Origin of the sequence: Microbacterium sp. Bi98 (assembly GCF_918698045.1) — a bacterium.
Lineage (GTDB): Bacteria > Actinomycetota > Actinomycetes > Actinomycetales > Microbacteriaceae > Microbacterium.
Map to the genome: position 1 here is coordinate 1 of NZ_CAKKLK010000018.1, position 26,506 is coordinate 26,506.

Sequence of the window (26,506 nt, forward strand, 5' to 3'; positions counted from 1 at the left end):
GGGGTGCGGGGGCAGAGGGTGCGGGCGGCGCGGCTCAGCGCGTGCTGGAGCGTTCGACCAGAAGCGTCGGCACGACGACAGCGGATGCCGCACCGTCCGCGGCACCCTCGATGTCGGCGACGAGCAGGTCGACGGCGCGGTGTGCCAAGGCGGCGAAGTCCTGACGGATCGTCGTCAGCGGTGGGCGGTAGTTGGCGGCATCCGGCACGTCGTCGAAGCCGATGACGCTGACGTCCTCGGGAACCCGCCGCCCCGACTCGGCGAGCGCACGGAGGAGCCCGAGCGCCATCTGGTCGTTGGCGCAGAAGACGGCGGATGCTGCTCGCAGCGCCTCGCCCGCGGCGAACCCTGCCTCGGCGGTCCAGTCGCCGCGGACGACCTCGGTCGCCACGACCCCGGCATCCGCGAGTGCCTTCCGCCATCCGCGCTCGCGCTCGGCGGCCGCGAACGAGTCGGCAGGCCCGGCGAGGTGGTGCACCGTCTCGTGGCCGAGGCCCAGCAGGTGAGCGGTCGCCGCAGCGGCGCCTCCGACATGGTCGCTGTGCACGACAGCGAGATCCGCAGACCCCGGGGCGTCGACGACCACGAGGCGCAGTCCCGCCGGCCGATCGGCTGCGGGTACCAGCGCCGACGCCTCGTTCAGCACGATCGCGCCGTCGACCTCCTGCTCGGCCAGGCGCTCGAAGGCGTCGGCCACGCTGTCGCCCGCGGTGACGAGGGTGAGGGCGTAGCCGCGTTCGGCCGCGGCCTCGGCGGTGGCCTGCAGCATCCGCGAGTTGCCGACGGTCGCGAGAGTGGTGACGACGAGTCCGATGGTCTGCGAGCGTCCGGTGCGCAGAGCGCGGGCTGCGCGGTGGGGGCGGTAGCCGAGCTCGGCCATCGCGGCTTCGACGCGCCGGCGGGTAGCGGGGTCGACGCGAGGGCTGTCGTTGACGACGCGCGACACGGTCTGACCCGAGACGCCGGCACGGGAGGCGACCATCGCCATCGAGACACGACCGGACGGGGCCTGGCGGCGGCGCGGGCGCGCGGCGCCGCGACGCAGATCATCGTCGCGCAGCAGCTCGTCGTCCACGGGCACCCTCTCTACGCGCTCACAACTCCGGAATGTTGACGTTACCACGGCGCTGTGCGTACCATGTTTACGTGAACACGCCCGAATCTCCTGAGTTGCGAACCGAGACCCTCTCCGCCGGCATCGTCAAGCGCGCGACGACGCTCGCCGACGGCCGCGAACTGATCTACTTCGACGATCCCGACACGACGCTCGGCGCCGACCGCGCCGTCGACAGCCGCACGCTCGACGCCCGCGGCGAGACCGCCACGATGCGCCTCGATGTACTCACCGGCGACTGGATCACGGTCGCCGCCAACCGGCAGAACCGCGTGATGATGCCGAGCGCCGACGCCGATCCTCTCGCTCCGCAGTCGCCGACCAACCCCTCGGAGGTGCCGTCGCTCTACGACGTCGCCGTGTTCGAGAACCGCTCGCCCGCCTTCGGCCCCGCCCTCGCCGAGGCGACCGGCACCGCTCCTGAGGCGAGCAACCCTCCCCGCGGGCTCGACGATCTCGCCGCCCTCGGACTCGGCCGCACCCGCACCTCGGTCGGACGCTGCGAGGTCGTGTGCTTCAGCCCCGAGCACACCGGCTCGTTCGGCACCCAGTCGGTGACGCGCGCCCGCACGGTGATCGAGGCCTGGGCCGACCGCACCGCCGCCCTGTCGAAGCTGCCGGGCATTCAGCAGATCTTCCCGTTCGAGAACCGCGGCGAGGCCATCGGCGTCACGCTCCCCCACCCCCACGGCCAGATCTACGCCTACCCCTACGTGACGCCGCGCACCACGCGCCTGCTCGACTCGATCGACCGCACCGCGCCCGACCTGTTCCAGCACATCCTCGAGTCCGAGCAGGCGTCCGAGAGGGTCGTCTTCCGCGGGGAGCACTGGACGGCGTTCGTGCCCTTCGCCGCCCGCTGGCCGCTGGAGGTGCACCTCATGCCGCACCGCCACGTTCCGGACTTCGCCGAGACGACGGATGCCGAACGCGACGAGCTCGCGCCCCTCTACCTGCGACTTCTCCGCGGTGTCGACGCGCTCTACGACACCCCGACGCCCTACATCGCCGCCTGGCACCAGGCCCCGGTGAACGTCGGCCGAGACAGCGTGCGCCTGCACCTGCAGCTGACCAGCCCCCGCCGGGCGGCCGACAAGCTCAAGTTCCTCGCGGGATCCGAGGCCGCGATGTGGGCCTGGGCCGCCGAGGTCACCCCCGAGCAGGGTGCGGCCCGCATCCGCGAGGCCATCGCGAAGGCCGACGCCGCACACACCGCATCCGCAGACGAGAACGCAGACGAGGCATCCGCATGACCACCACCCAGGACGCCGCGCGCGCACTCTTCACCGACCTCACCGGTCGCACCCCCGAAGGCGTCTGGTCGGCGCCGGGGCGCGTGAACCTGATCGGCGAGCACACCGACTACAACGACGGATTCGTGCTGCCCTTCGCCATCCCGCATCGCACAGTCGCCGCCGTGGGAATCCGTGACGACCGCCGCATCCGCGTCGCCTCGACCTTCGCCGACGAGCCGGTCGAGGTCTCCCTCGACGACCTCGACGAGCTGTTCCCGACCCCGACCGGCACCGCGCCGCGCGTGCCCGAGTGGGCCGCCTACCCCCTCGGTGTCGCCTGGGCGCTGCGCCAGGCCGACGGTGTCGCTCCGTCCGCGGCCACCGGTTCAGGGCTCGACATCGCCATCGCGTCCGACGTGCCCGTGGGCGCGGGGCTCTCGTCGTCGGCGGCGATCGAGGGTGCCACGGCATCCGCGCTCAACGACCTCTGGGCCGCCGGGCTCGACCGCGTCGCCCTCGCCCGCGTCGGTCGGAAGGCCGAGAACGAGGCGGTCGGCGCCCCGACCGGCATCATGGACCAGATGGCGTCGATGCTCGGCGAGCCGGATGCCGCGATCTTCCTCGACTGCCGCTCGCTCGATGCGAACCTCGTGCAGGTCGGCATCGCCGAGGCCGGCCTCGCGATCCTCGTGATGGACACCCGGGTCAAGCACGCGCACTCCACGGGCGGATACGGCGAGCGCCGTGCGGCCTGCGAGCGCGGTGCCGCGATCATGGGCGTGCCGAGCCTGCGCGACGTCTCGGTCGACGACCTGCCCCGCGCCGAGGAGCTCATGGACGACGTGACGTTCCGCCGCGTGCGGCACGTGGTCACCGAGAACCAGCGCGTGCTCGACACCGTCGTGGTGCTGCGCGAAGACGGTGCCCGTGCGATCGGCGACCTGCTCGTGGCCTCGCACGCCTCGATGCGCGACGACTTCGAGATCTCGGTCCCCGAGCTCGACACGGCGGTCGAGACGGCCCTCGCGGCCGGCGCACTCGGTGCTCGCATGACCGGCGGAGGCTTCGGCGGTGCGGCGATCGCGCTGATCGAGCAGGACTCGGTGCAGCAGGTGACGGATGCGGTGTCGGCGGCGTTCGCCGCATCCGGTTTCACTTCCCCCGTGATCTTCACCGTCACGCCGTCGGCCGGAGCGCATCGCGACGCGTGACCGCTGCCCGCTCGACCACGCGTGAACTCGCGGCTTCAGAGTCCGCCGATCGCGACCTGAGATACTGAACACTTCCCCACCCTGAGGAGCACAATGTCCTGGATCGTGACCGGCGGCGCCGGCTACATCGGCTCGCACGTCGTTCGCGCACTGGCGGATGCCGGGCTCACGCCCGTCGTCCTCGACGACCTCTCGAGCGGCGTCGCATCGTTCGTGCCCGAAGGCGTGGCTTTCGTGCAGGGCAGCATCCTCGACCGTGAACTGGTCGAGAAGGCGCTGCGCGATCACGACGCCGAGGGTGTCATCCACGTCGCCGGATACAAGTACGCCGGCGTCTCGGTGCAGCGTCCGCTGCACACCTACGCGCAGAACGTCGAGGGCACTCGGGTGATCCTCGAGGCGATGGATGCCGCGGGCGTCACCAACATCGTGTTCTCGTCGTCGGCGGCCGTGTTCGGCACTCCCGATGTGGCGCTCGTCGTCGAGGAGACCGCCAAGAAGCCGGCGAGCCCCTACGGCGAGTCCAAGCTCATCGGCGAGTGGCTGCTCCGTGACCAGGCGATCGCGACCGCCGACTCCGACAAGCCGCTGCGTCACACCTCGCTGCGCTACTTCAACGTGGTCGGCTCGGCCGACCCGTCGGTCTATGACGTGAGCCCGCACAACCTCTTCCCGATCGTGTTCGAGAAGCTCATCGCCGGCGAGACCCCCCGCATCAACGGCGACGACTACGACACCGAGGACGGCACCAACGTGCGCGACTACGTGCACGTCGGCGACATCGCCGCCGCCCACGTCGCGGCAGCGAAGCGTCTCGCCGGTGGCGAGCCGATCGAGGCCGCATACAACCTCGGCTCGGGCGACGGCCTCAGCGTGAAGCAGATCATGGACGCGGTCGCACGCGTCACGGGCATCGACTTCACCCCTGAGATCGGCCCTCGGCGTCCGGGAGACCCCGACCGCATCGTCGCGACCGGCGAGCTCGCCGCGCGTGACCTCGACTGGAAGATGCGATACACGGTCGACGAGATGGTCCGCACGGGCTGGGAGGCCCGTCAGGCCGCGTCCTGACGTCGGTCAGAGATCGCGCGTGCGGATCGGGTAGAGCCAGAAGCACAGCCACGCGAGGGCGGCGAAGACGAGCGGGACCACCGCGACCATGACGCGGATCCCGCCGTCGACGGCCTCCGGCTGCGCTTCGCCGAGTGAGGCGTCGAAGCCGGATGCCGTGAGCACCACCGCCGCCACGACGGCCTGCAGCACGACCGAGCCGCGCACGACGAAGCCGTTCACCCCGAAGTACGCGCCCTCGCGTCGATGACCGGTGCGCGTGGCGTCCTCGTCGATGATCTGAGCGAGCACGACCTCGAGCAGCTGCAGCAGACCGCCGACGCCGACGCCCACCGCGACGCCGATGAGCGCCGCGGCGAGCACGGTCGACGGCAGCAGGTAGCCGAGCACGGAGATCCCGAACACGGCGACGCTCCACAGCAGCGCGGCGCGGGGTGAGGTGCGGCGCACGATCGCGCTCCACAGCACGATCGACGGGATGGCTGTGACGAAGATCGCCCCCAGCAGCAGGCTCGCCTCTCCCTCGGCGGCGCCCAGCGAGTAGCGCACGTAGAACGGCAGCGCCGCGAGGATGACGGCGATCGAGGTCTGGATGAACAGCGAGCCGAGCACGTAGGGCACGAACGCCCGGTTCGCGAACGTGTACTTCAGCTGGTCGCCCCAGCGCATCGCCTCGGATGCGGCCTCGGGCACTCGACGCTCGATCATGCCGCCGAAGAACGACCAGACGAGCAGCGCGAGGCAGACCGCCGAGAGCACGAGGGCCATTCCCGGCCAGCCGATCGAGTCGTACAACGCAGGGGCACCCGCGGTGCCGAGCACCATGCCGAGGATCGCGAAGATCTGCCGGGGCACGTTGCCACGCGCCCGCTCATCGGTGGTGCGGAAGATCTCGGGGAACAGCGCCGAGATGTTCAGCACGACCACGACGAAGGCGATGTCGTACACCGCCACCACGATCAGGAACCAGACGATCAGCCCGGCGGTCGGCAGCTCCGGCGGCATCCACACCAGCGCGAAGGCGACCACGAGCGGCACGATGCCGAGACCGATCCACGGGATGCGGCGGCCCCACGGCGTGCGGATGCGGTCGGACAGCGCCCCGACGACCGGGTTGAGCACCGCGTTCAGCACGCCGTGCGCGATCATCGCCGCGGCCACCCATGCTGGCGCGACACCGAGGTGGGTGACGTAGAAGTAGACGACGAAAGCCGAGAACGTCTGCGCCATGAGCTGGGTCGGGAACCCCGATGCTCCGAACGCGATGGCCTGAGCCCTCGTGGGGGCGGCGTCGAGTCTTCGGTCGCGCAGCCGCGTCGTCAACGACGTCATGCGCGTCGGCTCCGCTGCAGATCGCGCAGATCGCGCCATCCGAGCCGCACCAGTCCCTCGTCGGCGAACACCTGCAGCACCTCGGGGTCGGAGAGCAGGCGAAGCTCGTGCCCGCGTTTGGCCGCACCGAAGTCGACGGCCGCGCGCAGCTCGTCGTCGTCGACCATCGGATGCAGGTAGATCTCGGTCACTCCGGCCGGAACCGCGCGCAGCAGCGCGATGAACCCGTCGCGCACCTGTTCGTACGACTCGTCCGGCGCCTCTTCGAACGGGTGGCTCCACAGCCGATCGATGATCTCGACGCCGAGCGCATCGGCGGCGGCCGAGGCCTCGGCGAGCTTCGCCTGCAGGGCGGCGTCGTCGCCGGTCCCGTCCATGCTGCGCGGCAGCCGGAACGGCAGGCCGTTGCGGGCGGCGAGCTCGAACACCGGGCCGAGGAAGTCCCGCCCGGTCAGCAGACCGTAGACAGACCCCATGTGGTTGTCGAGATGCGTCACGTCGACCCCGGCATCCAACGCCGTCTGCAGCTGTGCGGCGATCTCGGCGGTGACGTCGTCGACCGACGCGAGCTCTTCGATCGCGAGGACGCCGGCGGGAAAGTACCCCGCGTCGTCGACGAGGGTGGTGTCGGTGCCGGTGAGGGGCCGCCAGCGGTAGTCGGTCCACTCGCTCGTGAGCACGAGGTGCACGCCGACGTCGAGGTCGGCGCGCGAGGCCGCGAAAGCGAGCGCCTCGGGTGCCCACGCGCACGGCACCATGAGCGTCGTCGAGTCGATGTGCCCCGCATCGAGCAGCTGCATGATCGCCGTGTTGGCCGCGTGGCACATGCCGAAGTCGTCGGCGTTGATGATCACGCCCCTGGCTCCCGGCGCGAGGCCGAGGCGATCCGCGAGGTCCGAGGTCATCGCCGACTCCTGTCCGATGCGGGAAGCAACCGCGAGAAGACGGTCGCGCGAAGAGCGGATGCCGCCTCACCGACTGCGCCGACCAGCGGCGCCTCCGGGCCGAACGACGAGACGAGGAGGGTGAGCGGGAGCTGCGGGGCGAGCTCTTCGGCGAAGGCGACCGCCGCTCGGGCCAGCGCCGGGTGGGCGGCCGTGCCGCTGAGGAGGAACGCCTCGGGGTCGAGCACGAGCGCGATGCTGCCCGCGATCAGGGTGAGCCTGCGTCCCATCTCGGCGGCCATGGCGAGTGCGGCCGGATCGCCGGCGGAGGCGGCGTCGAGATGCCGGTCGATCGTCTCGTCCGGGTCACGCCCGTTCGCCACGGCGAGGTCGCGCACGACGGCGTCACCGAGCACGGGAGCGCCGATCGGCAGCGGACTCTGCGGCAGATACATGACCTCGCCGGCCACGCCCGAGAAGCCCCGGTGCAGGGAGCCGTCGATCACGATGCCGGCGCCGAGTCCGTCGTCGAGGAGCAGCAGCGCGAAGCTGCTGAGCGCCGCGCCGGCGCCCTCGGAGAGCTCGGCGAGCGCCGCGAGATTGACGTCGTTCTCCACCCGCACCGGGCAGCCGAGGCGCGTCGACAGGGCGTTCTTGAACGCGCCGCCGTCGGGGCCCTGATCGTCGCGGATGCCTCCGTCGGCGGTGACGATGCCCGGGATGCCGACGACCGCGAGCAGCAGCGGACCGGCCACCGCCCTCTGACAGGCGTCGATGAGCCCGGCGATGTGCTGCACGCGGTCCCCGCGCACGGGGAAGGCGGCGTGGCTCTCGGCCCGCACGGCTCCGGTGGGGTCGACCAGCGCGACGTGGGCGGCGTGGGCGTCGACGTGCACTGCGGCGGCGAGTCCGAGATGAGGATGCAGCGAGACGCGCCCTGCTGCCGGTCCCCGCGTGTCACGGTCGACGCCCGCAGCGGCGACCGCCGACGATGATTCGAGCATCCGCAGCACCTGCGTCACCGCAGTGCGGGAGAGACCGGTCTCGGCGACCAGTTCGGCGCGGGTGAGCGGGCCTCGGCGCGCGAGCGTCTCGAGGATCGCGCGGCCGTTGAGTGTTCGGAGCAGGGTCTGGGGCCCCGCAAGTGGTCGTGCCAAATTGATCCCCCCGGATTCGACGTCCGCCCCAGCTTGACACATCGCGTCATACGTGTCGAGAGATCCGGACCCTGATCCGCGTCATGATCCACGGCCGTGCGCGTCTTGCTTCAGGGAGCCACCGCGGCCCCGTACGACCACAGGGAGGAGGCATCCGATGCGACCGACCATCCCGCACCGGCTCGACCGACGTCCGTCGTCGCGCAGCGACACTCCGACCCCGGCCGTGTACCCCTATGAGGTGACGGCCCTGCTGGAGCGCGGGTGGTGGGTGCTGCACGTCGCCGACCTCGACGTGCGCGGCGTCGCCGCGACGCTCGCCGAGGTCAGATCGGCCGCAGAGCTGCTGCTCGCGCGAGCGCTCGATGCCCCCGTCGGCAGTGTGCCGATGACGATCTCGGTGGTGCGGTTCACGCGAGGGTCGCTCATCCGCTCGCGCTGGTAGCCCGAGACCCGCCGTCAGTCCAGCGCGGACATCACGTGCTTGATGCGCGTGTAGTCGTCGAAGCCGTACTGCGAGAGGTCTTTGCCGTAGCCCGAGTGCTTGAAGCCGCCGTGAGGCATGTCCGAGACGAACGGGATGTGGGTGTTGATCCACACGCAGCCGAAGTCGAGGTCGCGCGAGAAGCGCATCGCGCGGGCATGATCGGCGGTCCACACCGACGATGCGAGGGCGTAGGGCACGTCGTTCGCCATCTCGAGCGCCTGCTCCTCGGTCTCGAACGACTGCACGGTCAGCACCGGGCCGAAGATCTCGCCCTGCACGGCCTCGTCGTCCTGATGCAGACCCGACACGATGGTCGCCTCGAAGAAGTAGCCCTTCTCACCCTGACGCGCACCGCCGGTCTCGATCGTGGCGTGTGCAGGCAGGCGGTCGACGAAGCCCTGCACCTGAGCGAGCTGGGCAGCGCTGCTGAGGGGACCGTAGAGCACGCCCTCCTCGTGCGGGGCGCCCGTGCGGGCATCCGTCTTCGCCTTCTCGACGAGCGCGGCGACGAACTCGTCGTGCACAGACGAGTGCACGAGCACGCGGGTGGCCGCGGTGCAGTCCTGTCCGGCGTTGAAGAACGCGCCGGTGACAATGCCGGATGCCGCCTTGTCGAGGTTCGCATCGGGGAAGACGATCGCGGGCGCCTTGCCGCCGAGCTCGAGGTGCACCCGTTTGACGTCGTTCGCCGCCGATCGTGCGACGGCCATCCCGGCGCGCACGGATCCGGTGATGGCGACCATCTGCGGCGTCGGATGCTCGACCAGTGCCACGCCGGTGTCGCGGTCGCCGAGCACGACGTTGAGCGTGCCGGCGGGCGTGTGCAGCGCGACGATCTCGGCGAGCAGCAGGGTGGTCAGGGGCGTCGACTCGGCGGGCTTCAGCACCACCGTGTTGCCTGCGGCGAGCGCCGGGGCGATCTTCCACACGGCCATGTTCAGCGGATAGTTCCAGGGGGTGACCTGCCCGATCACGCCGATCGGCTCGCGGCGCACGAACGAGGTGTGGCCGGCGAGGTACTCCCCCGCCGCGCGTCCTTCGAGACTGCGGGCGGCTCCGGCGAAGAAGCGCAGCTGGTCGATCGACTGCAGGATCTCGTCGGTCACGAGGCTGGCACGCGGCTTGCCGGTGTCCTTCGACTCGAGGTCGGCGAACTCCTCGGCGCGGGTCTGCATCTCATCGGCGATGCGGAACAGCGCGAGCTGGCGATCGGCGGGAGTGGTGTCGCGCCAGATCGGGAACGCGGCGGATGCGGCGGCGTAAGCGGCGTCCACGTCGGAGGCGTCCGAGACCGGCAGCTCGCCGTAGGCCTCCTCGGTCACCGGGTCGATCAGCGGCATCCGCTTCTGTCCGCTCACGGGAACGTACTGCCCGCCGATGAAGTTCTGTAGGAGTTCTGTGGCCATGCTCGCCATGCTAGCGATCGGATCACGAATACAGAAGAGTGAAGTGATCTTAACGATGGAATCAGTTGCCAGGGAGCGCCGATCCTGTCAATATCGACACATGAGCACCACGCCGAAGCAGCCCGTGTTGGACGACATCTCGAAGCGGATCGTTGAGCTGCTGCAGGAGGACGGTCGACGGCCCTATGCCGAGATCGGTCGAGAGGTGGGGCTCAGCGAGGCGGCAGCGCGTCAGCGCGTGCAGCGGATGACCGAGGCGGGCATCATCCAGATCGTCGCGGTGACCGACCCGATGCAGCTCGGCTTCAACCGCATGTCCATGATCGGCATCCGCGTCACGGGCGACCCGCGACTGATCGCCGAGGAGCTGACGAAGATCACCGAACTCGCGTACGTCGTCGTCACGCTCGGCACGTTCGACATCCTCGTCGAGGCGGTGTGCGAGAGCGACAGCCACCTGCTCGATCTGATCGCGACCCGCATCCGTACGATCCCCGGCATCACGCACACCGAGAGCCTGCTCTACGCAGGGCTCTACAAAGACCTCTACAACTGGGGCACGCGCTGAGGCGCGGGTCCGGAACCAGGAGAACACCATGGGAACCACGGTCTTCGAACGTCGCCGCCCCGCGGATGCCGTGATCGATGCCTCGCTGCGCGACACCGCGTTCAGCGTGTTCTGGCTCGATGACGTCGAGCGTGTCTCGCACCCCGCACTCACCGAGAGCATCACGGCCGACCTCGCCATCGTCGGCGGCGGCTACGCCGGTCTCTGGACCGCCGTGCGCGCGAAGGAGCGCGATCCTCAGCGCAAGGTCGTGCTGCTCGAGGCGTCGCGCATCGCGTGGGCGGCGTCGGGCCGCAACGGAGGGTTCTGCGAGGCGAGCCTCACGCACGGGCACGAGAACGGCCTCACGCGCTGGCCCGACGAGATCGACCGCCTGGAAGAGCTGGGGATCGAGAACCTCGACGGCATCGAAGAGACCGTGAAGCGGTACGGCATGGATGTCGACTTCGAGCGCACCGGCCAGCTGGCCGTCGCCGTCGAGCCGCACCAGGTCGAGTGGCTGCGCGAGGAGGAGGGATTCCTCGACCGCGAGGCCGTGCAGGCCGAGGTGCATTCCGACACGTTCCTCGCCGGCGCCTGGGAGCGCGATGCCTGTGCGCTCGTGCACCCCGCCAAGCTCGGTCTCGAGCTGGCGCGCGTCGCGGTCGAACTCGGGGTCGAGATCTACGAGCAGTCGCTCGTGCGCGAGGTCATCGGCGACGGATCGAGCGCGATCACGCTCGTCACACGTGACGGCGGGCAGGTGCGAGCGGATGCCGTGGCTCTCGCCACGAACGTCTTCCCCTCGCTGCTCAAGCGCAACCGCCTGATGACCGTTCCCGTCTACGACTACGTGCTCATGACCGAGCCGCTGACCGACGAGCAACTGGCGTCGATCGGGTGGTCGAACCGCCAGGGCCTGGCCGACAGCGCCAACCAGTTCCACTACTACCGCCTCACCGCCGACAATCGCATCCTGTTCGGCGGATACGACGCGGTCTACCATTTCGGCGGCAAGGTGCGACCCGAGTACGAGGACCGCGCCGAGAGCCACCGCAAGCTCGCCTCGCACTTCTTCACGACGTTCCCCCAGCTCGAGGGGCTGCGCTTCACGCATCGGTGGGCGGGGGCGATCGACTCGTCGAGTCGCTTCTGCGCGTTCTTCGGCACCGCCCGCAAAGGACGCGTCACCTACGCGACCGGGTTCACCGGGCTCGGCGTCGGCGCCGCGCGCTTCGCCGCCGACGTCATGCTCGACAAGCTGTCGGGCGAGCCGACCGAGCGCACCGAGCTCGCGATGGTGCGCGAGAAGCCGATCCCGTTCCCGCCCGAGCCCGTCGCCTCGATCGGCGTCAACCTCGTGCGAGCCGCGATGAACCGGGCCGATCACAACGAGGGCAAGCGCAACCAGTTCCTCAAGACGCTGGATGCCGTCGGCATGGGCTTCGACTCGTGAGCGAGCTCGCGCCGGGCGAGCTCGCGCCGGGAACCGGAGTGGATGCCGCGGCGCTGCCGCTGATGCACGAACCGCTGCCCGTGGAGGACGTGCTCATCGGTCGCCCGACGACGGCGGCGCAGGCGTTGGGGACTCTGGGTGAGGTCGAGATCGGCATCTGGGAGATGACGCCGGGCACGGCATCGGACATCGAGGTCGACGAGGTGTTCGTCGTGCTGACCGGTCAGGCGCGGATCGAGTTCGTCGACCCCCCGCTGCCCGCCGTCGAGGTCGGCCCCGGGTCGGTCGTGCGCCTCGCCGCGGGGCAGCGCACCGCGTGGACGGTCACCGAGACGCTGCGGAAGATCTATATCGCCTGACGTGCGGCATCGACGGCGACCGCCTGGATGCCGCGCATGAGTGTGTGCCTTCCGTCGGCGAGCTCGTTCCGATCACCGATTCCTCGGTGGATGTTCGGCGCGGCCGTCGATAGTGTCATGGGCAAAGCACAAAGGGGGGCATCGTGTCTCAGACCGCGAGGCGGGACGCGCCGACGACAGAGTCCGCAGTGCCGGGCATGGAGATCATCGCTCGCGTTCGGCGCCTGGTCGTGGTCGCCCTGGTCGCCGCTCTGGGCTACTCGACGTTCATGACGAGCGGAAAGGGATACTGCCCAGGAGGCGTCGCAGCGGACGGCGGTTTCATCGATGCAGCCGGCAAGGCGACCGAGACCGCGCCGACGTGCGTGTATCTCGCTCTGCAGCCCAGCCCGTTGATCCTCTTCGCGTTCGCCGCGATCGCATTGGCGGCGATCACCGCGGTGCTGCGCCGCGCGCAAGACATCCCCTCAGCAATCCGATACCTCGATCGGGCCGCTGCTGCCGTTGCGATCCTCGCCGTCGTCTCGGTCGCGATCAGCCAGATCTGGTTCGCGATGATCCCGATCACCGAGTGGGACGGAACAGGGACGTTCTTCTACCCTTTCCCCTTCGGATCCGTAGAACTCACGACCGAACCGATGTCCTCTGGTCAGGCAATGCTCGTCGAGCTGGCGACGGAGCATGCTCAGAACGCTCACCTATGATCTCTGCATGCGTCGACCTTGGCTGTTCGGTGGTTCTCTGGTGGCGGCCCTGTTGGTGATGACCGGCTGCGGCCTCGTGCCGCCGGCGAGCGGTCCCGATCGCTCCGAAACCGTGCCTGTGCCGGGTGGCACGTGCGAGATCGAATGGTGGCTCAGCCCCGCGGTCGACGATCCGCCCGCCGAGGCCAGCAGCATCGCCGCCAAAGCTCTCGATGAGGCGGCGGTCAGCGAGTCTCAGTGGTCGGAGTGGTATTCGCTACTCGACGATGATCCTGACCTCGACTCCGTTCCCGAGATCAGGCTCCGAGGGTCCGCCTACTTGGAATCCGTGCGGGAGGACGTGCGGGCCGCTCTGGAAGAAGCGGGCTACCCCGATATCGAGCGAGTCATCGAGGTGTATTCGCACCTGTCCTGCTCGTGATGCGTTCGTGAAAGAGAGCGGCGATGAGTGAGCGCACCCTCACGGCATCCGAGCGCCCGCGGATGCTGCAGATTGCGGCGACAGTGGCAGTGGCCGCAGCGACGATCGCGGTGATCGGCGTGGCCGTGGTCGATTCCGCATCCGGTGGCGATGCTCAGCTGCTGCTCGGCACCTTGCCGTCACGACACATCATCGGAGCATCCACGATCCTCGCGTTCATCGCGATCAGCTACATGCTCTGCACCGTCTCGGCGCCTTCCGGCTGGCTCGGACCGATCGTGATCGGGCGACTGCTGTCGATCGGCGGAACCGTGGTGGCAGTGTTCTGGGGGTTTCTGATCATGCCGTGGCTCGTCACCCCCCTACTGGTTGACGGGTGCGAATCGAGATACGTCGTCGAAGAGAGGTCCTTCCTCTTCCTGTCATCGATAGACGTGCTCGAGCAGGATGGGCTGCTCGCCACCCCTGTCCTGCACACGAGCGCGGACGACGGCCATCAGCCGTTCACCGCCGGCGACTACGGCACGCGGGTCGCCGACGGGCAGATCGCCGGATGGTTCGCCCTCGAGCCCGGATCGGCCGCGAGGCTGACCAGGTTCGAGCTTCCGCTGCTCCAGTCGCCGAACTGCCAGTAGCTGTCGCTGCCGACGCCCGTGACTGCGCTCGCGCCCGCCACGTGCCACTATGGGGCCGTGCGGATCGTCGGCAGTGCCTCCCTGACCATCGCCGCGACGCTCATCGGACTTTTCGGGGCTCTCATGCTCGGCTTAGCCGGCCTCAGCTTGGCGGGCCCCGGCCTCAGCTGGGGAGGCCCCGGCGTCACGGTCATCGAGTACGCCGAATCGGACGATACCGAGCGGGCGATCGGTATCGGGATGGGCATCATCGCGCTTGTGGTCTGGCTCGTGCTGCTGCTGTCGGCCGTGCTGGTGGGGCTAGGCGGCGTGCATCCGAAGCGCGAGCGACGTGCCACGGTATGGAGCATCGTGGGGCTCAGCACGGTCCTCGTGATGGGGGCGCTGATCGCCGTGCTGGCTACGCCGCCTCCCCTGTACCACTAACCCGCTACCGACGGGTCCGCTTCGTCAGCGTTCCTCGTGAGGCTCTTCATCGACGCGAATCGCTACCGATGAGTGCCGGGTCACGATCGTCCCGGCAGGGGGCGTCTGATGCAAGACGAGGTAGTTCCGCCCCCATGCCAGTGCGCCGATCGGCGGACCGTCAGGGTCTGGATTGGCGAGGGTCACACCCGCGGCCGAGGCAATCTCTTGGGCGGCCCGGAATGACATGCCCTCGACCAGTGGAACCGTGACCGCTTCTCCCACGCTCTCCCACATGAGATGGACACTACGCCGCCGAAGGCCCACTCGTGTCCGACATCTACCGTGTACGTCAGCAACGACTGATACCGTTTCGCGCTACTGGTTGAGAAGATTCGTTTCGGCGATGAGGTCGAGACGGGACAACAGCAGGTCTCCGGTCGACGCAACGATCGCGAACGCGTTGATGGTGATAGCGACCGCGATGGCGGCGAGAACCGCGATTTGCGTGAGACGGTATCGGCGCTTCCACGCAATTCCGACCACCAAGAATCCGGTCAGAACGGCGATAACCTGGCCGGCGACAGTAGCAAACGCCATGCGCATAGCGCTGTCTTCGGTGAGTGCGCCCCAGCTGTTGAATGCCGTCGCAAAGGCGAGCGGGACGACGACAACGCCGAGTGCAAGGATCGCGATGGGCCGGAGTTGCGGCCGACGATGCGGAGCCGCCGTTGAACCCTGCTCGGCGATCTGGGCTGTCATGAGCCCGACGGTATCAGGGGCAGACGCGTACCCGCCAGAGCACTTCTGGTCAGGGGCCCACAGGCTCTTTGCTGGCAGGTCGCCTGCCGCAGTCGATCGTTTCCGGCGGAGATCGCGGTCAATCTAGGAACGGTTGCCGCAAAGGTGCGTCAGAACCGTAAAGCGGCAGAGGTTTCCGGCGATGGACGGAATTCGTCCGCGACGATCTCTGCTTTGAAGCCTGCGGAGTTCTCAAGCCAGCCCGCGTAGTGTTTTGCTCCACCCGCGTGCGGGTATCGATCGTGATACAGCGGCTGCCACCCATGTGCCACGGCGGTTGCCATGATCGCATCCACGGCGGCGGCGGTACTGGCTTTGAATGCGAGATGATTCACGCCAGGAGTTCTGCGGTCGTGCGTCGATCCGCTCAGGTTTGGTGACGTCGTCAACGTGACGTAAGCGCCGCCCGCTGCCCAGGACTCGCCGTCAGCCCACCTACTCTCACGTTCGAAGTTCAGCTCGCGGAGCAACCAGCCCCATTCGGCGAGCACTGGGGCATCGGCAACCCAGATCTCCACATGGTGTATTCCCGGCACATCGCCAGTCTCTCAGTTCGGTCGTCGCGCTAACCGTGAGTACATGTACATATCGCGCGGTTGGCCGCCCACCCGTTTCCAATTGCGGAGTAGGCCCTCACGCTCGTAGCCCGCCTGTTCGGCTACCCGCCAGGAGCCTTCGTTCCAAGGCTCCACGTACAGCTCGACTCGATCGAGTTCCTCGAGTCTGACGGCCCACGATGTAAGGGTGGTCAAGGCGTCGTGCGCGAATCCCTGGCGTCGACGTGAACTGGCAACCCAATAGCCAGCGCTGGCTCGGGCGGATGCGCCCGGGGTGAAGAAGAGCCCGATGTGGCCGACTGCCTTATCGTCGTGATCAGCGATCGCGAACGCGTAGCCGGCTCCGTCCCGCAGACGTGCATGTTGCCGCTCAATGAAAGCCAAAGCCGCCCTCTCATCCGGAGTCGTCGGCACGCTGGTCAGTTGAGGGATCAAGGGGTCCTGAGAGGCCTCCATGACAATCGCAGTATCCGAGTGGCGCCATGCCCGAAGTGTGACCGTCTCGCCGGTGAGCGTCGGCAGGAACAATGGGATGGAAGTCATCCCTCATGGTGACACGTGAGGGATGACAGCAGGAGGACCGCACAGCAGACGTCCGCCAGAAATGATCGTTTAGGGCGCAGTCGCGTGGAGCGCCGTGGACGCCTTGCCGCAAACGGTGTTCAAAACGTGGTTCTGACAGACGTTTCCGGAGGTTGAGTTTGTCAAGTAGTTCGCATCACAGTACGAGCGGGAACCAGTGTCGATCGCGCAGTTGGGAGTCATCGCCGATGCTCACCCAGGTGCCTTCAGCAATCGGGGCGATCTTTGAGGTCCACACCCCGAAGTGTGCGTGCGGCGTCGGCCAGGCATAGCCATCTTGCGGTGAGTCGACGACATTTCGCACAGCTCCCGCAAACTTGAGTTGAGTACGGTAGCCGGTTATCTGCTCGGCGAGGCTGGTGATTCCGAACGCGCCACTCGGATCGTTGGGTCCGACTAGCCGCATTGGTAGGTCGAGTCGCCCGGTTTCCGGCCGGGGCAAGCAGAAGACCCGGTCTTCCTGCCGGAGCAGAAGCCGGACGACGCACATGGGTGTGAGAACCCTCGGGCCGATGTGCTGGTGTTCGCCCCGGGCGCGCGGGAGGTGTCGGAGATCGCCCGCCGCATCCGCGACGCGAGCGCGGCGTTCGACGTGCGAGAGCTGCACGGTCAGATCCCCGCGGCGGAGCAGGATGCCGTGATCCGCGGGCGTCGACCGGATGAGCCTCCGCGCATCATCGTGACGACCTCGCTCGCGGAGTCGTCGCTCACCGTGCCCGGAGTGCGCCTCGTCGTCGACAGCTGTCTGTCGCGGCATCCGCAGCGTGATGCCGCCCGCGGCATGACGGGCCTGGTCACGACTGCCGCGTCGCGCTCGTCATGCGTGCAGCGCGCCGGTCGCGCCACGCGCCAGGGACCGGGCGTCGTCATCCGCTGCGTCGACGAACGCACCTATGCGGCCGCCCCGGCCCGCCCGGCACCCGAGATCGCGGTGACCGACCTCGCGGATGCCGCCCTGCTGCTCGCCTGCTGGGGTGCCCCGGGTGCAGAAGGCCTGCGCATGCTCGACCCGCCGCCCCGAGACAACCTGGCCGATGCCGTCTCGGTGCTGCGCGGTCTCGGCGCGATCGACGACGAGGGCCGCGCCACGGCCGAGGGTCGAGCTCTCGCCCGGATCCCCGCCGACCCCCGGCTCGCCCGCGCTCTCCGTGACGGCGGCCCGGTCGTCGGCAGCCGTCTCGCCGCAGAGGTCGTCGCCGTGCTCGGCGGCGACCTGCGCATCGCCGAGGCCGACGTCGCACAGGCGCTCATCACCCTGCGCGGCGGACGGACACCGGACGCTCGCCGCTGGCGTGACGACGCGAGCCGCCTCGAGCGCATGGTCGCTCCGGCGAGGGACGTGCGATCGAGTCTCGACGGCGTCGGACTCGTGATCGCACTCGCATTCCCCGACCGGATCGCGCATCGCGTCGAGCGCACCGCCGACGGAGCGGTCTTCCTCCTGGCATCCGGAACCCGTGCCGGAGTCACCGGCCCGCTCGCCGCAGTCGAGTGGCTCGCGGTCGCCGACGTCGCGCGGGCCACGGCCCGAGTGGCGGCCGGGTCAGGCGCGATCATCCGATCCGCGGCTGTGCTCACGGAAGCCCAGATGGAACGCGCTGCGAGCCACCTGCTGACCGACCGAGTCGAGGCGGAGTTCACGGGAGGTCGCGTCCAGGCGCGCCGTGAGCGCCGCGTCGGTGCGATCCTGCGTTCGTCCTCGCCCGTGCGACCCTCTGCTCGAGAGGGGCGGGATGCCGTGCGCCGCGCGATCCTGCGCGACGGGCTCGGCATGTTCGCCTGGTCGGATGCCGCGACCGCGTTCCGACGCCGATTGGCCCTGCTGCGGCGAGAGCTCGGCGGCCCGTGGCCCGACGTGTCGGATGCCGGGCTGCTCGGCACTCTCGATGACTGGCTCGCTCCCGAGCTCGACACCCTGGCGGGCGGCACCCCCGCAGCGCGAGTGGATCTGTCCTCGGCTCTGCGTCGACTGCTGCCCTGGCCCGAGGCGGCGCGCCTCGAGGAGCTCGCACCCGAGCGCCTCGCGGTGCCGAGCGGATCCCGTATCCGCATCACCTACCCCGACCCGGACGACACCTCGGCACCCCCGGTCGTCGCTGTGAAGCTGCAGGAGTGCTTCGGCTGGGCCGAGACCCCTCGACTGGTCGACGGACGCGTGCCGGTGCTGTTCCACCTGCTGTCGCCCGCGGGGCGCCCTCTCGCGGTCACCGACGACCTCGCCTCGTTCTGGTCGGGCCCCTATGCCCAGGTTCGCGCGGAGATGCGAGGGCGCTACCCGAGGCATCCCTGGCCGGAGGACCCGTGGGCGGCCGTGCCCACGAAGCACACCAAGAACCGCGCCGCGCGCTGACCCTGCCTCACGCGGTGCGACGTCGCAGGGTCAGCGATGCGAGGACGAGCGCTCCGACTCCGAAGGCGACGACGACCAGCAGGGGTCTGTACACGTCCCACCCCTCGTCGCCGGCCGTGACGGCGTTGATCGTGTCGATCGCATAGCTCAGGGGCAGCCAGTCCGAGATGGCGTACAGCACGTCGGGCATCTGATCGCGCGGCATGAAGAGCCCGCCGAGGATGATCTGCGGGAAGACGAGCAGCGGCATGAACTGCACCGCCTGGAACTCGGTCTGCGCGAAGGCGCTCGCGAGGAGCCCAAGCGCGGTGCCCAGGAGAGCGTCGACGACGGCGACGAGCCCGAGCTGCCAGAGCTCACCGTCGACGTCGAGCCCGCAGACGCCGACCGCGAACGACACGGTGATGATCGCCTGCAGCAGCGCCATCAGCCCGAACGCCAGGGCATAGCCGAGAATGAAGTCGGCCTTGCCGAGCGGAGTGGTCATCAGACGTTCGAGGGTGCCGGAGCGTCGCTCCCGCAGAGTGGTGATCGAGGTGATCAGGAACATCACGATGAACGGGAACAGCGCGAGGATCGCTCCCCCGAACTGATCGAACACGCCGTCCTGATCGCTGAAGAGCCACGCGAAGAGTCCGACCAGCAGGCTCGGCGCGATCAGCATCAGCGCGATCGAGCGAGGATCGTGCCGCAGCTGTCCGAGCACCCGGGCGGCGGTGGCGAGCATCCGACCGCCGTTCATTCCGAGGCCTCCCGCCGTGCGCGCCGGGTGCTGCCCGCCGCTGGACCCCCGGTCGCTCGGCTGTCCCGCTCGATCAGGGCGAGGAACGCCGCCTCGGGCTCCGTCGTGCCCGTGTCGGCGAGGAGTCCGGCTGGGTCCGTGTCGGCGATGATCCGCCCGCCCCGCATCAGCACGAGCCGATCGCATCGCAGCGCCTCGTCCATCACGTGACTCGAGACGATCATGGTGACGCCGCGCGCGGCGAGGCCGCGGAACAGGTCCCACAGTTCGGCGCGCAGCACGGGGTCGAGGCCGACCGTGGGTTCGTCGAGAACGATGAGCTCGGGGGATCCGATCAGTGCCATCCCCAGCGAGATGCGCGTCGCCTGGCCACCGCTGAGCGAGTCGACGAGCTGGGCGGCCTGCGCCCGAAGCCCGACCTCGTCGAGCACCCGGTCGACGTCGCCCTTCGGTGCTTTCAGCACCGCCGCGAAGTACGAGAGGTTCTGCCGGACGGTGAGATCGCCGTACACGGCGGCACCCTGTGTTCCGTACGCCACCCGATGACGCAGCCGCGGCGATCCGCCCGGTTCTCCCAGCACCGTCACCATGCCGGCGGTGATCCGCTGCACACCCACGATCGCGCGCATCAGCGTGGTCTTGCCACATCCCGAGGGACCCAGCAAGCCGGTGATCTCGCCCCGGGGGATCACCAGGTCGACACCGTCGAAGACCTGCGTCCTTCCCCGTCGCACTCGCAGCCCCGAGATCTCGACCGCCGCGTTATTCATCATGTGATGAATTATGCGCCGCGCGAGTCGCGGGGTCAACGGGTACTCGTGCCCGAAGCCGAGGCGGGATGCAGGCGGCAGTGCGGCGCGTGGCCCGCGCTATTCGAAGAGGTAGCGCTGCACGGTCGGTCCGACCCGCAAGACGATGTCATCGACGGATGCCGCGGCGATCGGCGCGAGCCGCAGCACGTAGCGCGTGAGCAGCAGGCCGGCGATCTGCGAGGCGACGAGTGTGGCGCGCAGCTCGGCATCCGCGACGCCGAGCGTCTTCGCGATCCGGCCGATGAGTTCGCGAGAGAGGAACCCCGCGAGAAGGGGCGTGGTGAGCCGGCTGCCGATCGCCGTCCGAATGAGCATGACGCCGCGGCGACGGATGTCGGGCTGCTCGAAGGCCTCGAGCACGTACCGCACGAGACGCTCGCCGACGGCGTCACGCGGACCCGCGACGATGGCCGGCACGTCGATGTCGGGGCGCAGCGGAATGCCGACCGCCTCAGCGAAGAGGTCTGCCTTCGTGCCGAAGTAGTGGTGCACGAGCGCCGAGTCGACGTCGGCACGAGCCGCGATCGAGCGCACCGTCGTGCCGTCGTATCCGTGCTCGCCGAACTCGTCGACTGCGGCGGCGATGATGCGTTCGCGCGCATCGGACACGCCACGCGGACGCCCGCGCTTCTTGGGCGCACGCTGCTCGGTCATGGCGCCAGCCTACGACCAGATCTGCGCGCTCCCCTCAGTCGAGCAGATGCCGCAGGTACCGCGGCGGGTCCTGCAGGAACGACCGCCAGTGGTTCACCAGCTCGAGGTCGTTCCACTCGGCGGGACGGATGCCCCACTCCCCCACTTCGAGGATGCGAGCTCCCGGCAGCGCGGCGAGCACCGGCGAGTGCGTCGCGCACAGCACCTGACCTCCGTCGTCGACGATGCGCTGCAGCACCGCGATCAGGGCGAGGGTGGACTGGAACGAGAGCGCTGCCTCTGGCTCGTCGAGACAGTAGAAGCCGGGTTCATCGAATCGGCTGTCGAGCAGAGCGAGGAAGGACTCGCCGTGGCTCATCTCGTGGAACGCCACGTCGCCCCTCGCGGAGGGATTCTCTTCGAGGTAGGTGTAGAACGAGTGCATGGTCTCGGCTCGCAGGAAGAATCCCCAGCGGTTGGCTCCGACTCCGCGCTGCAGCTGCAGCCACTCCGACAGCGGCGACTCGCTGGGGCGCGTGCTGTGCATCGCCTGGCGGGACCCTCCCTCGGGCGAGAGCCCGTAGGCGACGGCGATGCCCTCGACGATCGTCGACTTGCCGCTGCCGTTCTCGCCGACGAGGAAGGTCACCCCGGGAGCGAGATCGATGCCTTCCTCGAGCACCTGGGCGACGGCGGGAATGGTGGTCGGCCACATGCGGCCGGAATCCGGCGCGTCACCATTCGCGCGCACGGCGACGATGGGCTGCTCCCGCCGCCTGCGACTGCCCGGGGTCCAGATCGATTCCATGCGCGCCTCCTCAGAGGAGGCTATCCGCAGCCACCGACGCGCTCGGAGTGACTCAGCACTCGATGACGTTGACCGCGAGACCACCCTCGCTGGTCTCCTTGTACTTGGTCGACATGTCGATTCCGGTCTGGCGCATCGTCTCGACCACCGCGTCGAGGGAGACGTAGTGGCTGCCGTCGCCGCGCAGCGCCAGACGGGCGGCAGTGACCGCCGTCGACGCGGCGATCGCATTGCGCTCGATGCACGGAATCTGCACGAGGCCGCCGATCGGATCGCAGGTGAGCCCGAGGTGGTGCTCCATCGCGATCTCGGCGGCGTTCTCGATCTGCCGGTTGGTGCCGCCCATCACGGCGGTGAGCCCTCCGGCAGCCATCGCGCAGGCCGAGCCGACCTCGGCCTGGCAGCCGCCCTCGGCCCCCGAGATCGAGGCGTTGGCCTTGAACAGCGAGCCCAGTGCCGTGGCCGTGAGGAGGAACCGACGGATGCCACGGCGGCGGTTCGCGTCGGCGACGGCGTCATCGTCCTCGGCCTGCGCCGCCTCGATCGCCCGCGTGCCGTCGAAGCCGAGCAGCGCACTGCCGACGAGTTCTCCGTACGGCGTCACGGCATTGCCCGCACCGAGGCCCGAGTCCGCCAGGAACCGCCACCAGTACATCGCGACGGCGGGAAGGATGCCGGCGGCGCCGTTGGTCGGCGCCGTGACGACGCGACCGCCCGCCGCGTTCTCTTCGTTGACCGCGAGCGCGAAGGCACCGAGCCACTCTCCCGGTAGCTCGCGATGACCGTCGGCCTCCGCCTCCTCGAGCTGCGCGCGGATCATGCTCGCCCGCCTCTTGACCTTGAGCATCCCCGGCAGGACGCCGTCCGAGTGCAGTCCGTTCTCGACGCACGCAGCCATGGCGTCCCAGATCGCATCGAGTCCGGCGGCGACCTCTTCTTCCGAGCGCTCAGCGGTCTCGTTGAGTCGCGCGATCTCGGCGATCGACAGTCCGTGCTCGTCGCACAGTGCGAGCAGCGACGCGGCGTCGGCATACGAGTAGGGCAGTGGGGCCGAGGCGAGCTTCGCCTCCTCGCCGTCCCGGCGGATGAACCCGCCGCCGACGGAGTAATAGGTCTCTTCGGCGACGACACCGCCGGCATCGTCCCGGGCGGTGATGGTCATCGCGTTCGGATGACCGGGCAGCCGGGTTCGCGGCTCGAAGACGATGTCGGCCTTCGAGAGCGGGATCTCATGGACCCCGTCGACGCGCACCGTGGCGCCGTCGCGAAGGTCGGTCCAGGCGGCGCGCACGTCGGCCGGGTCGCAGCTCTCCGGCGACAGCCCGCGAAGGCCCGCGACGACCGCATCCGGCGTGCCGTGACCGATTCCGGTGGCGCCGAGAGAGCCGTACAGCGTGCATGCGATGCGGGCGACGCGATCGAGAGCTCCGGACGAGCGCAGGCGCTGAGCGAACGCGAGGGCCGCCCGCATCGGCCCGACCGTGTGGGAGCTCGAGGGGCCCACTCCGATGGAGAAGAGATCGAAGGCCGAGACGTACGCTGTCACCTCTTCAGCCTACGTCGTGCGCAGGAAGACGGACGCTCCGGAGGCTGTCGTCAAGGCCCTTCTCGCCTCGCAGCCGCTGACGGATGCTGGGGGTGCACTCGATGCGAAAGGGACGATCATGACGAACAGCACGCCCGAGCAGGACCCGACCTCCGGCCTCGACCCCGAGGCCCAGACCCCCACTCCCACGCCCTCGTCCGGCGATGCCGGCGAGTTCAAGGAACCGGCGAACACCGCCGAGAAGCCGGCGGAGGCGGAGTCCCCCGAAGACGCGGATCCGTCGGAGGTTCCGAGCAACGACGAACTCGAAGAGCCGAGCACCGAGAAGGAGCCCTCGGAAGAGCCCAAGGCTCCGTCGCGAAACGACCCCGAGCCCGACCATGAGGCGGTCGGGATCGGGGTCATCGACGGTCCGGAGACCGACGAGGGCGACTGAGCGACTCCTACCTCGCTCGACCACCCCACCGCTCCCGTCGCGATGCACCCTGCGACGGGAGCGAGTTCGGATGCGGCTATTCGACGAGCTTGCCCTCGGTGTCGACCTCGCGCATGAGCTCGGCGATCTCGGCGGGGATCTCCGGGATCGACTCGCGCGTGACTCCGCCGGTCGGCGACCAGACGAGGTTGACCTGCAGCGTCGGGTCGGTGTCGGGGTAGTCGCTGCGGTTGTGACAGCCGCGCGTCTCCCGACGCTCCAGCGCCGCCTCGAGAGTGGCTCGGGCGGCGAGCGCCGATGCCTTGAGGTCGAAGGCATGCGCGAGATCCTGGAATCCGGCGATGTCCGGGTGGATGCCGATGTCCTCCATCCGCCCCTCGATCATGTCGAGTTCGGCGAGGCCGGCACGGAGTCCGTCCTCCGACCGCACGACACCGGCGTGCTGGGTCATGGTGTTGCGGATCGCGCGCTGCAGAGCTCGCACATTCTCGCGACCGTCGGCCGCGAGAAGGTCGTCGATCTCGGCGCGGGCCTGGGCGACCGCGTCCGCCGAGCGGCGCTGAGCGTCGAGCCCCGCGGCATGCGCCATGGCCGCCTGCCCGACGATGCGCCCGTAGACGAGCAGCTCGATGAGCGAATTGCCGCCGAGGCGGTTGGCTCCGTGCAGGCCGCTCGATGCCTCGCCGATCGCGTAGAGCCCGTCGACGTCGGTCTGGTGGTCGTCGGGACGCACCCACACGCCACCCATCGAGTAGTGCGCGGTGGGCGCGATCTCGATCGGATCGGTCGTGATGTCGAGCATCTGCAACTCCATCATCGTCTGGTAGACGCGGGGCAGACGGGTCATGATCGTCTCGCGCGGCAGATGGGAGACGTCGAGCCAGACGCCGCCGTTCTCGGTGCCCCGTCCTTCGGCGATCTCGGTGTACGCGGCGAGCGCGACACGGTCGCGTGTCGAGAGTTCCATGCGCTCCGGATCGTACTTCGACATGAAGCGCTCACCGAGGGCGTTGCGCAGGATCCCGCCCTCGCCGCGGGCCGCCTCCGAGATCAGGGTCCCGGCGGCGTTCTCGGGCTCGATGATCCCGGACGGGTGGAACTGCACGAGCTCCGGGTCCCGCAGGCGGGCGCCCGCATCGACCGCGAGCCGGAACGAGTCTCCGGTGTTCTCATCCCGTCGTGACGAGGTGCGGCGCCAGATGCGGTTGTGCCCGCCCGCGGCGAGGATCACGGCATCCGCGTGGATGAGGTAGCGCGTGCCGTCCGACTGGTCGAAGCCATAGGCGCCGAAGACGACGTTGTCGCGCACGAGCAGACGCGTGATGTAGACGTGGTCGAGGATCGGCACCTCGAGCTGTTCGGCCTTCGCGACGAGGGTGCGCTGGATCTCGAGACCCGTGTAGTCGCCGGCGAAGGCCGTGCGACGGAAGGTGTGCGCCCCGAAGAACCGCTGCGAGATGCGGCCGTCGTCCTCGCGGGCGAAGTCCATGCCCCAGCGCTCGAGATCCCGGATGCCGCGCTCGGCCCCCTGCGTCACGATCTCGACCGTGTGCGGGTTGGCGAGCAGGTAGCTCTCCTTGATCGTGTCCGCGGCGTGCTGTTGCCAGCTGTCGGCCTCGTCCATGGTGCCCAGAGCGGCGTTGATGCCGCCGGCGGCGAGAGAGGTGTGCGCGTCCTGGCGCGGGCGCTTGCCGACGGCGAGGACGTCGATGCCGTGCTCGGCGACCTCGATCGCCGCCCGCAGCCCGGAGCCGCCGGTGCCGATGACCAGGACCGTGGTGGAGATCTGACGTTCGCGAGTGCTCATGCCTTCCACGCTAAGTACGGTGTCCCGATAACTCCAATGCATTGTTCTACTGGTATCGATACACTGAAAACATGAACCTCGAGCAGCTCCGCGGGTTCGTCGAGGTCGCCCGCCTCGGCCATTTCACCCGTGCCTCCGAGCACCTGCACCTCGCGCAGCCGTCGCTGAGCCGACAGATCTCGACACTCGAACGCGAGCTCGGCGCCGAGCTCTTCCACCGGGCGCGCGGGCACATCGGACTCACCGCCGCCGGAGAGGCCCTGCTCCCCCGCGCTCAGCGCATGCTCGCCGAGTCCGACGCGATCCGCGAGGAGATGGCCGAACTCGCCGGACTCCGCCGTGGCCGCGTGCGACTCGGCGCACCGCCCACCCTCTGCATCAGCCTCGTCGCCGAGGCGATCAGCACCTTCCACGCCGCCCACCCGGGCGTCGACCTGCACCTCACCGAGAGTGGGTCGAGGCTGCTCGTCGATCAGCTGGCCGTGGGTGCCGTCGACATCGCGCTCATCACGGAGTCGGAAGGTCCGCCGCCGTCGGGCTTCAGCCTGACGCGCATGCCGCTGCTGACCGAAGAGCTGGTGGTCGTGTCCGCGGCATCCGAGCCTCCCGTCTCGACCTCCACGGTGATGAGCCTCGCCCACCTCGCCACCCTGCCGCTGATCGCGCTCGACGAGACCTATGAGCTGCGGGCGACGACAGATGCGGCCTTCCGCTCGGCAGGGCTGACCCCGAACTTCGTCCTCGAGGGCGCCGAGATGGACGCGCTGCTCCGCTTCGTCGAACGAGGCGTCGGCGTGGCCGTGGTTCCGGCGATGGTGCTGCTCGATCAGCCGGCGCTGCGGTCGGTCAGGATCTCGCACCCGATGATGAGGCGCACGGTGAGCCTGGCCCACCGTGCGGACGTCACGCCGGCCGTCGCGGTGGCCGCGATGCGTCACGTGATCGTCGGCACGGCCGCTGAGGTCGCCCGCCGAGACCCTGCCATCACGAGCCTGCTCGACTGAGGTC

28 protein-coding genes and 1 pseudogene are annotated in these 26,506 nt (G+C 69.2%); 14 read left to right on the forward strand and 15 right to left on the reverse strand.

Annotated features, from left to right (window positions below):
- Positions 1-34 precede the first annotated feature (34 nt).
- Positions 35-988, reverse strand: a complete 954-nt coding sequence (locus LQZ85_RS17195; RefSeq protein WP_056280219.1) for a LacI family DNA-binding transcriptional regulator — start codon at positions 986-988, stop codon at positions 35-37.
- 158 nt (positions 989-1,146) lie between these two features.
- On the opposite strand from LQZ85_RS17195, the gene galT reads away from it, so the two are divergent.
- From galT to galE, 3 genes are all read left to right on the forward strand, one after another.
- Positions 1,147-2,367, forward strand: coding sequence for a galactose-1-phosphate uridylyltransferase (galT, locus tag LQZ85_RS17200; RefSeq protein WP_056279279.1), 1,221 nt, complete (start codon positions 1,147-1,149; stop codon positions 2,365-2,367).
- A complete protein-coding gene (gene galK / locus LQZ85_RS17205) occupies positions 2,364-3,560 on the forward strand; it encodes a galactokinase (RefSeq protein WP_230101255.1) in 1,197 nt (398 codons plus the stop codon). Before galT ends, galK begins: the two co-directional genes overlap by 4 nt.
- A 93-nt stretch (positions 3,561-3,653) precedes the next feature.
- Positions 3,654-4,631, forward strand: a complete 978-nt coding sequence (gene galE / locus LQZ85_RS17210; RefSeq protein WP_053097760.1) for a UDP-glucose 4-epimerase GalE — start codon at positions 3,654-3,656, stop codon at positions 4,629-4,631.
- A 6-nt stretch (positions 4,632-4,637) separates the two neighbouring features.
- Here the strand turns inward: galE and LQZ85_RS17215 are convergent, their stop codons facing one another.
- Genes LQZ85_RS17215 through LQZ85_RS17225 form a run of 3 tightly spaced genes read right to left on the reverse strand, consistent with a single transcriptional unit; the run spans position 4,638 to position 8,004 of the window.
- Positions 4,638-5,963 (reverse strand): MFS transporter, encoded by a 1,326-nt coding sequence (locus tag LQZ85_RS17215; protein ID WP_056279275.1) that lies wholly within the window; start codon positions 5,961-5,963, stop codon positions 4,638-4,640.
- Entirely contained in the window at positions 5,960-6,868 is a 909-nt protein-coding gene (locus LQZ85_RS17220) for a polysaccharide deacetylase family protein (protein ID WP_056279274.1), read from the reverse strand. Before LQZ85_RS17220 ends, LQZ85_RS17215 begins: the two co-directional genes overlap by 4 nt.
- Positions 6,865-8,004, reverse strand: a complete 1,140-nt coding sequence (locus tag LQZ85_RS17225; protein ID WP_056279272.1) for an ROK family transcriptional regulator — start codon at positions 8,002-8,004, stop codon at positions 6,865-6,867. The genes LQZ85_RS17220 and LQZ85_RS17225 overlap by 4 nt, the downstream gene beginning before the upstream one ends.
- A 157-nt stretch (positions 8,005-8,161) precedes the next feature.
- Here LQZ85_RS17225 and LQZ85_RS17230 point away from each other — a divergent pair, with 157 nt between their 5' ends.
- Positions 8,162-8,449, forward strand: coding sequence for a hypothetical protein (locus LQZ85_RS17230; RefSeq protein WP_056279270.1), 288 nt, complete (start codon positions 8,162-8,164; stop codon positions 8,447-8,449).
- Between the two features lie 14 nt (positions 8,450-8,463).
- On the opposite strand, the gene LQZ85_RS17235 is transcribed toward LQZ85_RS17230, so the two are convergent.
- Positions 8,464-9,897, reverse strand: a complete 1,434-nt coding sequence (locus tag LQZ85_RS17235) for a gamma-aminobutyraldehyde dehydrogenase (RefSeq protein ID WP_053099251.1) — start codon at positions 9,895-9,897, stop codon at positions 8,464-8,466.
- Between the two features lie 100 nt (positions 9,898-9,997).
- On the opposite strand from LQZ85_RS17235, the gene LQZ85_RS17240 reads away from it, so the two are divergent.
- From LQZ85_RS17240 to LQZ85_RS17270, 7 genes are all read left to right on the forward strand, one after another.
- Positions 9,998-10,465 carry an Lrp/AsnC family transcriptional regulator gene (locus LQZ85_RS17240; protein ID WP_053097765.1) on the forward strand — a complete coding sequence of 156 codons (468 nt, stop codon included), beginning with the start codon at positions 9,998-10,000 and terminating at the stop codon, positions 10,463-10,465.
- Positions 10,466-10,493: 28 nt separating this feature from the next.
- Positions 10,494-11,900 carry an FAD-dependent oxidoreductase gene (locus tag LQZ85_RS17245; protein ID WP_056279268.1) on the forward strand — a complete coding sequence of 469 codons (1,407 nt, stop codon included), beginning with the start codon at positions 10,494-10,496 and terminating at the stop codon, positions 11,898-11,900.
- On the forward strand, positions 11,897-12,259 hold the full coding sequence (locus LQZ85_RS17250; protein ID WP_230101256.1) for a cupin domain-containing protein: 363 nt from the start codon (positions 11,897-11,899) through the stop codon (positions 12,257-12,259). Before LQZ85_RS17245 ends, LQZ85_RS17250 begins: the two co-directional genes overlap by 4 nt.
- Before the next feature lie 143 nt (positions 12,260-12,402).
- A complete protein-coding gene (locus LQZ85_RS17255; protein ID WP_157538245.1) occupies positions 12,403-12,963 on the forward strand; it encodes a hypothetical protein in 561 nt (186 codons plus the stop codon).
- A 7-nt stretch (positions 12,964-12,970) separates the two neighbouring features.
- Positions 12,971-13,384, forward strand: coding sequence for a hypothetical protein (locus LQZ85_RS17260; RefSeq protein WP_056279265.1), 414 nt, complete (start codon positions 12,971-12,973; stop codon positions 13,382-13,384).
- Positions 13,385-13,407: 23 nt separating this feature from the next.
- Entirely contained in the window at positions 13,408-14,019 is a 612-nt protein-coding gene (locus LQZ85_RS17265) for a hypothetical protein (RefSeq protein ID WP_230101257.1), read from the forward strand.
- A gap of 57 nt (positions 14,020-14,076) precedes the next feature.
- Positions 14,077-14,445 (forward strand): hypothetical protein, encoded by a 369-nt coding sequence (locus LQZ85_RS17270; protein ID WP_082586694.1) that lies wholly within the window; start codon positions 14,077-14,079, stop codon positions 14,443-14,445.
- Between the two features lie 24 nt (positions 14,446-14,469).
- Here the strand turns inward: LQZ85_RS17270 and LQZ85_RS17970 are convergent, their stop codons facing one another.
- The 4 genes from LQZ85_RS17970 to LQZ85_RS17285 all read right to left on the reverse strand — a co-directional run bounded on the left by LQZ85_RS17970 (position 14,470) and on the right by LQZ85_RS17285 (position 16,325).
- Positions 14,470-14,721, reverse strand: a complete 252-nt coding sequence (locus LQZ85_RS17970) for a PASTA domain-containing protein (protein WP_056279259.1) — start codon at positions 14,719-14,721, stop codon at positions 14,470-14,472.
- A gap of 81 nt (positions 14,722-14,802) precedes the next feature.
- Positions 14,803-15,186: a hypothetical protein gene (locus tag LQZ85_RS17275; protein WP_056279257.1), complete on the reverse strand. Its 384-nt coding sequence runs from the start codon at positions 15,184-15,186 to the stop codon at positions 14,803-14,805.
- Between the two features lie 149 nt (positions 15,187-15,335).
- A complete protein-coding gene (locus LQZ85_RS17280) occupies positions 15,336-15,761 on the reverse strand; it encodes a VOC family protein (RefSeq protein ID WP_082586638.1) in 426 nt (141 codons plus the stop codon).
- A gap of 12 nt (positions 15,762-15,773) precedes the next feature.
- Positions 15,774-16,325 (reverse strand): GNAT family protein, encoded by a 552-nt coding sequence (locus tag LQZ85_RS17285; protein ID WP_056279255.1) that lies wholly within the window; start codon positions 16,323-16,325, stop codon positions 15,774-15,776.
- A 550-nt stretch (positions 16,326-16,875) separates the two neighbouring features.
- Between LQZ85_RS17285 and LQZ85_RS17290 the strand changes: the two are divergent.
- Positions 16,876-18,714, forward strand: a pseudogene (locus tag LQZ85_RS17290) (ATP-dependent helicase C-terminal domain-containing protein); the annotation flags it as partial.
- A 7-nt stretch (positions 18,715-18,721) separates the two neighbouring features.
- Here the strand turns inward: LQZ85_RS17290 and LQZ85_RS17295 are convergent.
- The 5 genes from LQZ85_RS17295 to LQZ85_RS17315 all read right to left on the reverse strand — a co-directional run bounded on the left by LQZ85_RS17295 (position 18,722) and on the right by LQZ85_RS17315 (position 23,255).
- Positions 18,722-19,456 (reverse strand): ABC transporter permease, encoded by a 735-nt coding sequence (locus LQZ85_RS17295; RefSeq protein ID WP_056276947.1) that lies wholly within the window; start codon positions 19,454-19,456, stop codon positions 18,722-18,724.
- Positions 19,453-20,229: an ABC transporter ATP-binding protein gene (locus tag LQZ85_RS17300; RefSeq protein ID WP_157538082.1), complete on the reverse strand. Its 777-nt coding sequence runs from the start codon at positions 20,227-20,229 to the stop codon at positions 19,453-19,455. Before LQZ85_RS17300 ends, LQZ85_RS17295 begins: the two co-directional genes overlap by 4 nt.
- 96 nt (positions 20,230-20,325) lie before the next feature.
- Complete coding sequence (locus LQZ85_RS17305; RefSeq protein WP_056276946.1) at positions 20,326-20,922, reverse strand: TetR family transcriptional regulator; 597 nt, start codon at positions 20,920-20,922, stop codon at positions 20,326-20,328.
- Between the two features lie 34 nt (positions 20,923-20,956).
- Positions 20,957-21,709, reverse strand: a complete 753-nt coding sequence (locus LQZ85_RS17310; RefSeq protein ID WP_056276942.1) for an AAA family ATPase — start codon at positions 21,707-21,709, stop codon at positions 20,957-20,959.
- Positions 21,710-21,761: 52 nt separating this feature from the next.
- Positions 21,762-23,255 (reverse strand): L-serine ammonia-lyase, iron-sulfur-dependent, subunit alpha, encoded by a 1,494-nt coding sequence (locus LQZ85_RS17315; protein ID WP_056276939.1) that lies wholly within the window; start codon positions 23,253-23,255, stop codon positions 21,762-21,764.
- Between the two features lie 16 nt (positions 23,256-23,271).
- Between LQZ85_RS17315 and LQZ85_RS17320 the strand changes: the two genes are divergently transcribed.
- The gene (locus LQZ85_RS17320; protein WP_230101258.1) at positions 23,272-23,691 is read left to right on the forward strand and encodes a hypothetical protein; all 420 of its coding nucleotides are present in this window, start codon (positions 23,272-23,274) and stop codon (positions 23,689-23,691) included.
- A 76-nt stretch (positions 23,692-23,767) separates the two neighbouring features.
- On the opposite strand, the gene LQZ85_RS17325 is transcribed toward LQZ85_RS17320, so the two are convergent.
- Positions 23,768-25,498: an FAD-binding protein gene (locus LQZ85_RS17325; RefSeq protein WP_056276936.1), complete on the reverse strand. Its 1,731-nt coding sequence runs from the start codon at positions 25,496-25,498 to the stop codon at positions 23,768-23,770.
- Between the two features lie 71 nt (positions 25,499-25,569).
- Here LQZ85_RS17325 and LQZ85_RS17330 point away from each other — a divergent pair, with 71 nt between their 5' ends.
- Positions 25,570-26,502: a LysR family transcriptional regulator gene (locus LQZ85_RS17330; protein WP_056276933.1), complete on the forward strand. Its 933-nt coding sequence runs from the start codon at positions 25,570-25,572 to the stop codon at positions 26,500-26,502.
- Positions 26,503-26,506: the final 4 nt, after the last annotated feature.

What these genes read in the sequence shown, in the direction of transcription:
- LQZ85_RS17300 (WP_157538082.1), bottom strand. Translation starts at nt 20,229, where the DNA reads ATGATGAATAACGCGGCGGTCGAGATCTCGGGGCTGCGAGTGCGACGG.
- LQZ85_RS17230 (WP_056279270.1), top strand. Translation starts at nt 8,162, where the DNA reads ATGCGACCGACCATCCCGCACCGGCTCGACCGACGTCCGTCGTCGCGC.
- galK (WP_230101255.1), top strand. Translation starts at nt 2,364, where the DNA reads ATGACCACCACCCAGGACGCCGCGCGCGCACTCTTCACCGACCTCACC.
- LQZ85_RS17275 (WP_056279257.1), bottom strand. Translation starts at nt 15,186, where the DNA reads ATGACAGCCCAGATCGCCGAGCAGGGTTCAACGGCGGCTCCGCATCGT.
- LQZ85_RS17195 (WP_056280219.1), bottom strand. Translation starts at nt 988, where the DNA reads ATGGCGATGGTCGCCTCCCGTGCCGGCGTCTCGGGTCAGACCGTGTCG.
- LQZ85_RS17285 (WP_056279255.1), bottom strand. Translation starts at nt 16,325, where the DNA reads ATGACTTCCATCCCATTGTTCCTGCCGACGCTCACCGGCGAGACGGTC.
- LQZ85_RS17325 (WP_056276936.1), bottom strand. Translation starts at nt 25,498, where the DNA reads ATGAGCACTCGCGAACGTCAGATCTCCACCACGGTCCTGGTCATCGGC.
- LQZ85_RS17310 (WP_056276942.1), bottom strand. Translation starts at nt 21,709, where the DNA reads ATGGAATCGATCTGGACCCCGGGCAGTCGCAGGCGGCGGGAGCAGCCC.
- LQZ85_RS17260 (WP_056279265.1), top strand. Translation starts at nt 12,971, where the DNA reads ATGCGTCGACCTTGGCTGTTCGGTGGTTCTCTGGTGGCGGCCCTGTTG.
- LQZ85_RS17305 (WP_056276946.1), bottom strand. Translation starts at nt 20,922, where the DNA reads ATGACCGAGCAGCGTGCGCCCAAGAAGCGCGGGCGTCCGCGTGGCGTG.
- LQZ85_RS17215 (WP_056279275.1), bottom strand. Translation starts at nt 5,963, where the DNA reads ATGACGTCGTTGACGACGCGGCTGCGCGACCGAAGACTCGACGCCGCC.
- LQZ85_RS17970 (WP_056279259.1), bottom strand. Translation starts at nt 14,721, where the DNA reads ATGTGGGAGAGCGTGGGAGAAGCGGTCACGGTTCCACTGGTCGAGGGC.
- LQZ85_RS17265 (WP_230101257.1), top strand. Translation starts at nt 13,408, where the DNA reads ATGAGTGAGCGCACCCTCACGGCATCCGAGCGCCCGCGGATGCTGCAG.
- LQZ85_RS17330 (WP_056276933.1), top strand. Translation starts at nt 25,570, where the DNA reads ATGAACCTCGAGCAGCTCCGCGGGTTCGTCGAGGTCGCCCGCCTCGGC.
- galE (WP_053097760.1), top strand. Translation starts at nt 3,654, where the DNA reads ATGTCCTGGATCGTGACCGGCGGCGCCGGCTACATCGGCTCGCACGTC.
- LQZ85_RS17295 (WP_056276947.1), bottom strand. Translation starts at nt 19,456, where the DNA reads ATGAACGGCGGTCGGATGCTCGCCACCGCCGCCCGGGTGCTCGGACAG.
- LQZ85_RS17235 (WP_053099251.1), bottom strand. Translation starts at nt 9,897, where the DNA reads ATGGCCACAGAACTCCTACAGAACTTCATCGGCGGGCAGTACGTTCCC.
- LQZ85_RS17220 (WP_056279274.1), bottom strand. Translation starts at nt 6,868, where the DNA reads ATGACCTCGGACCTCGCGGATCGCCTCGGCCTCGCGCCGGGAGCCAGG.
- LQZ85_RS17245 (WP_056279268.1), top strand. Translation starts at nt 10,494, where the DNA reads ATGGGAACCACGGTCTTCGAACGTCGCCGCCCCGCGGATGCCGTGATC.
- LQZ85_RS17240 (WP_053097765.1), top strand. Translation starts at nt 9,998, where the DNA reads ATGAGCACCACGCCGAAGCAGCCCGTGTTGGACGACATCTCGAAGCGG.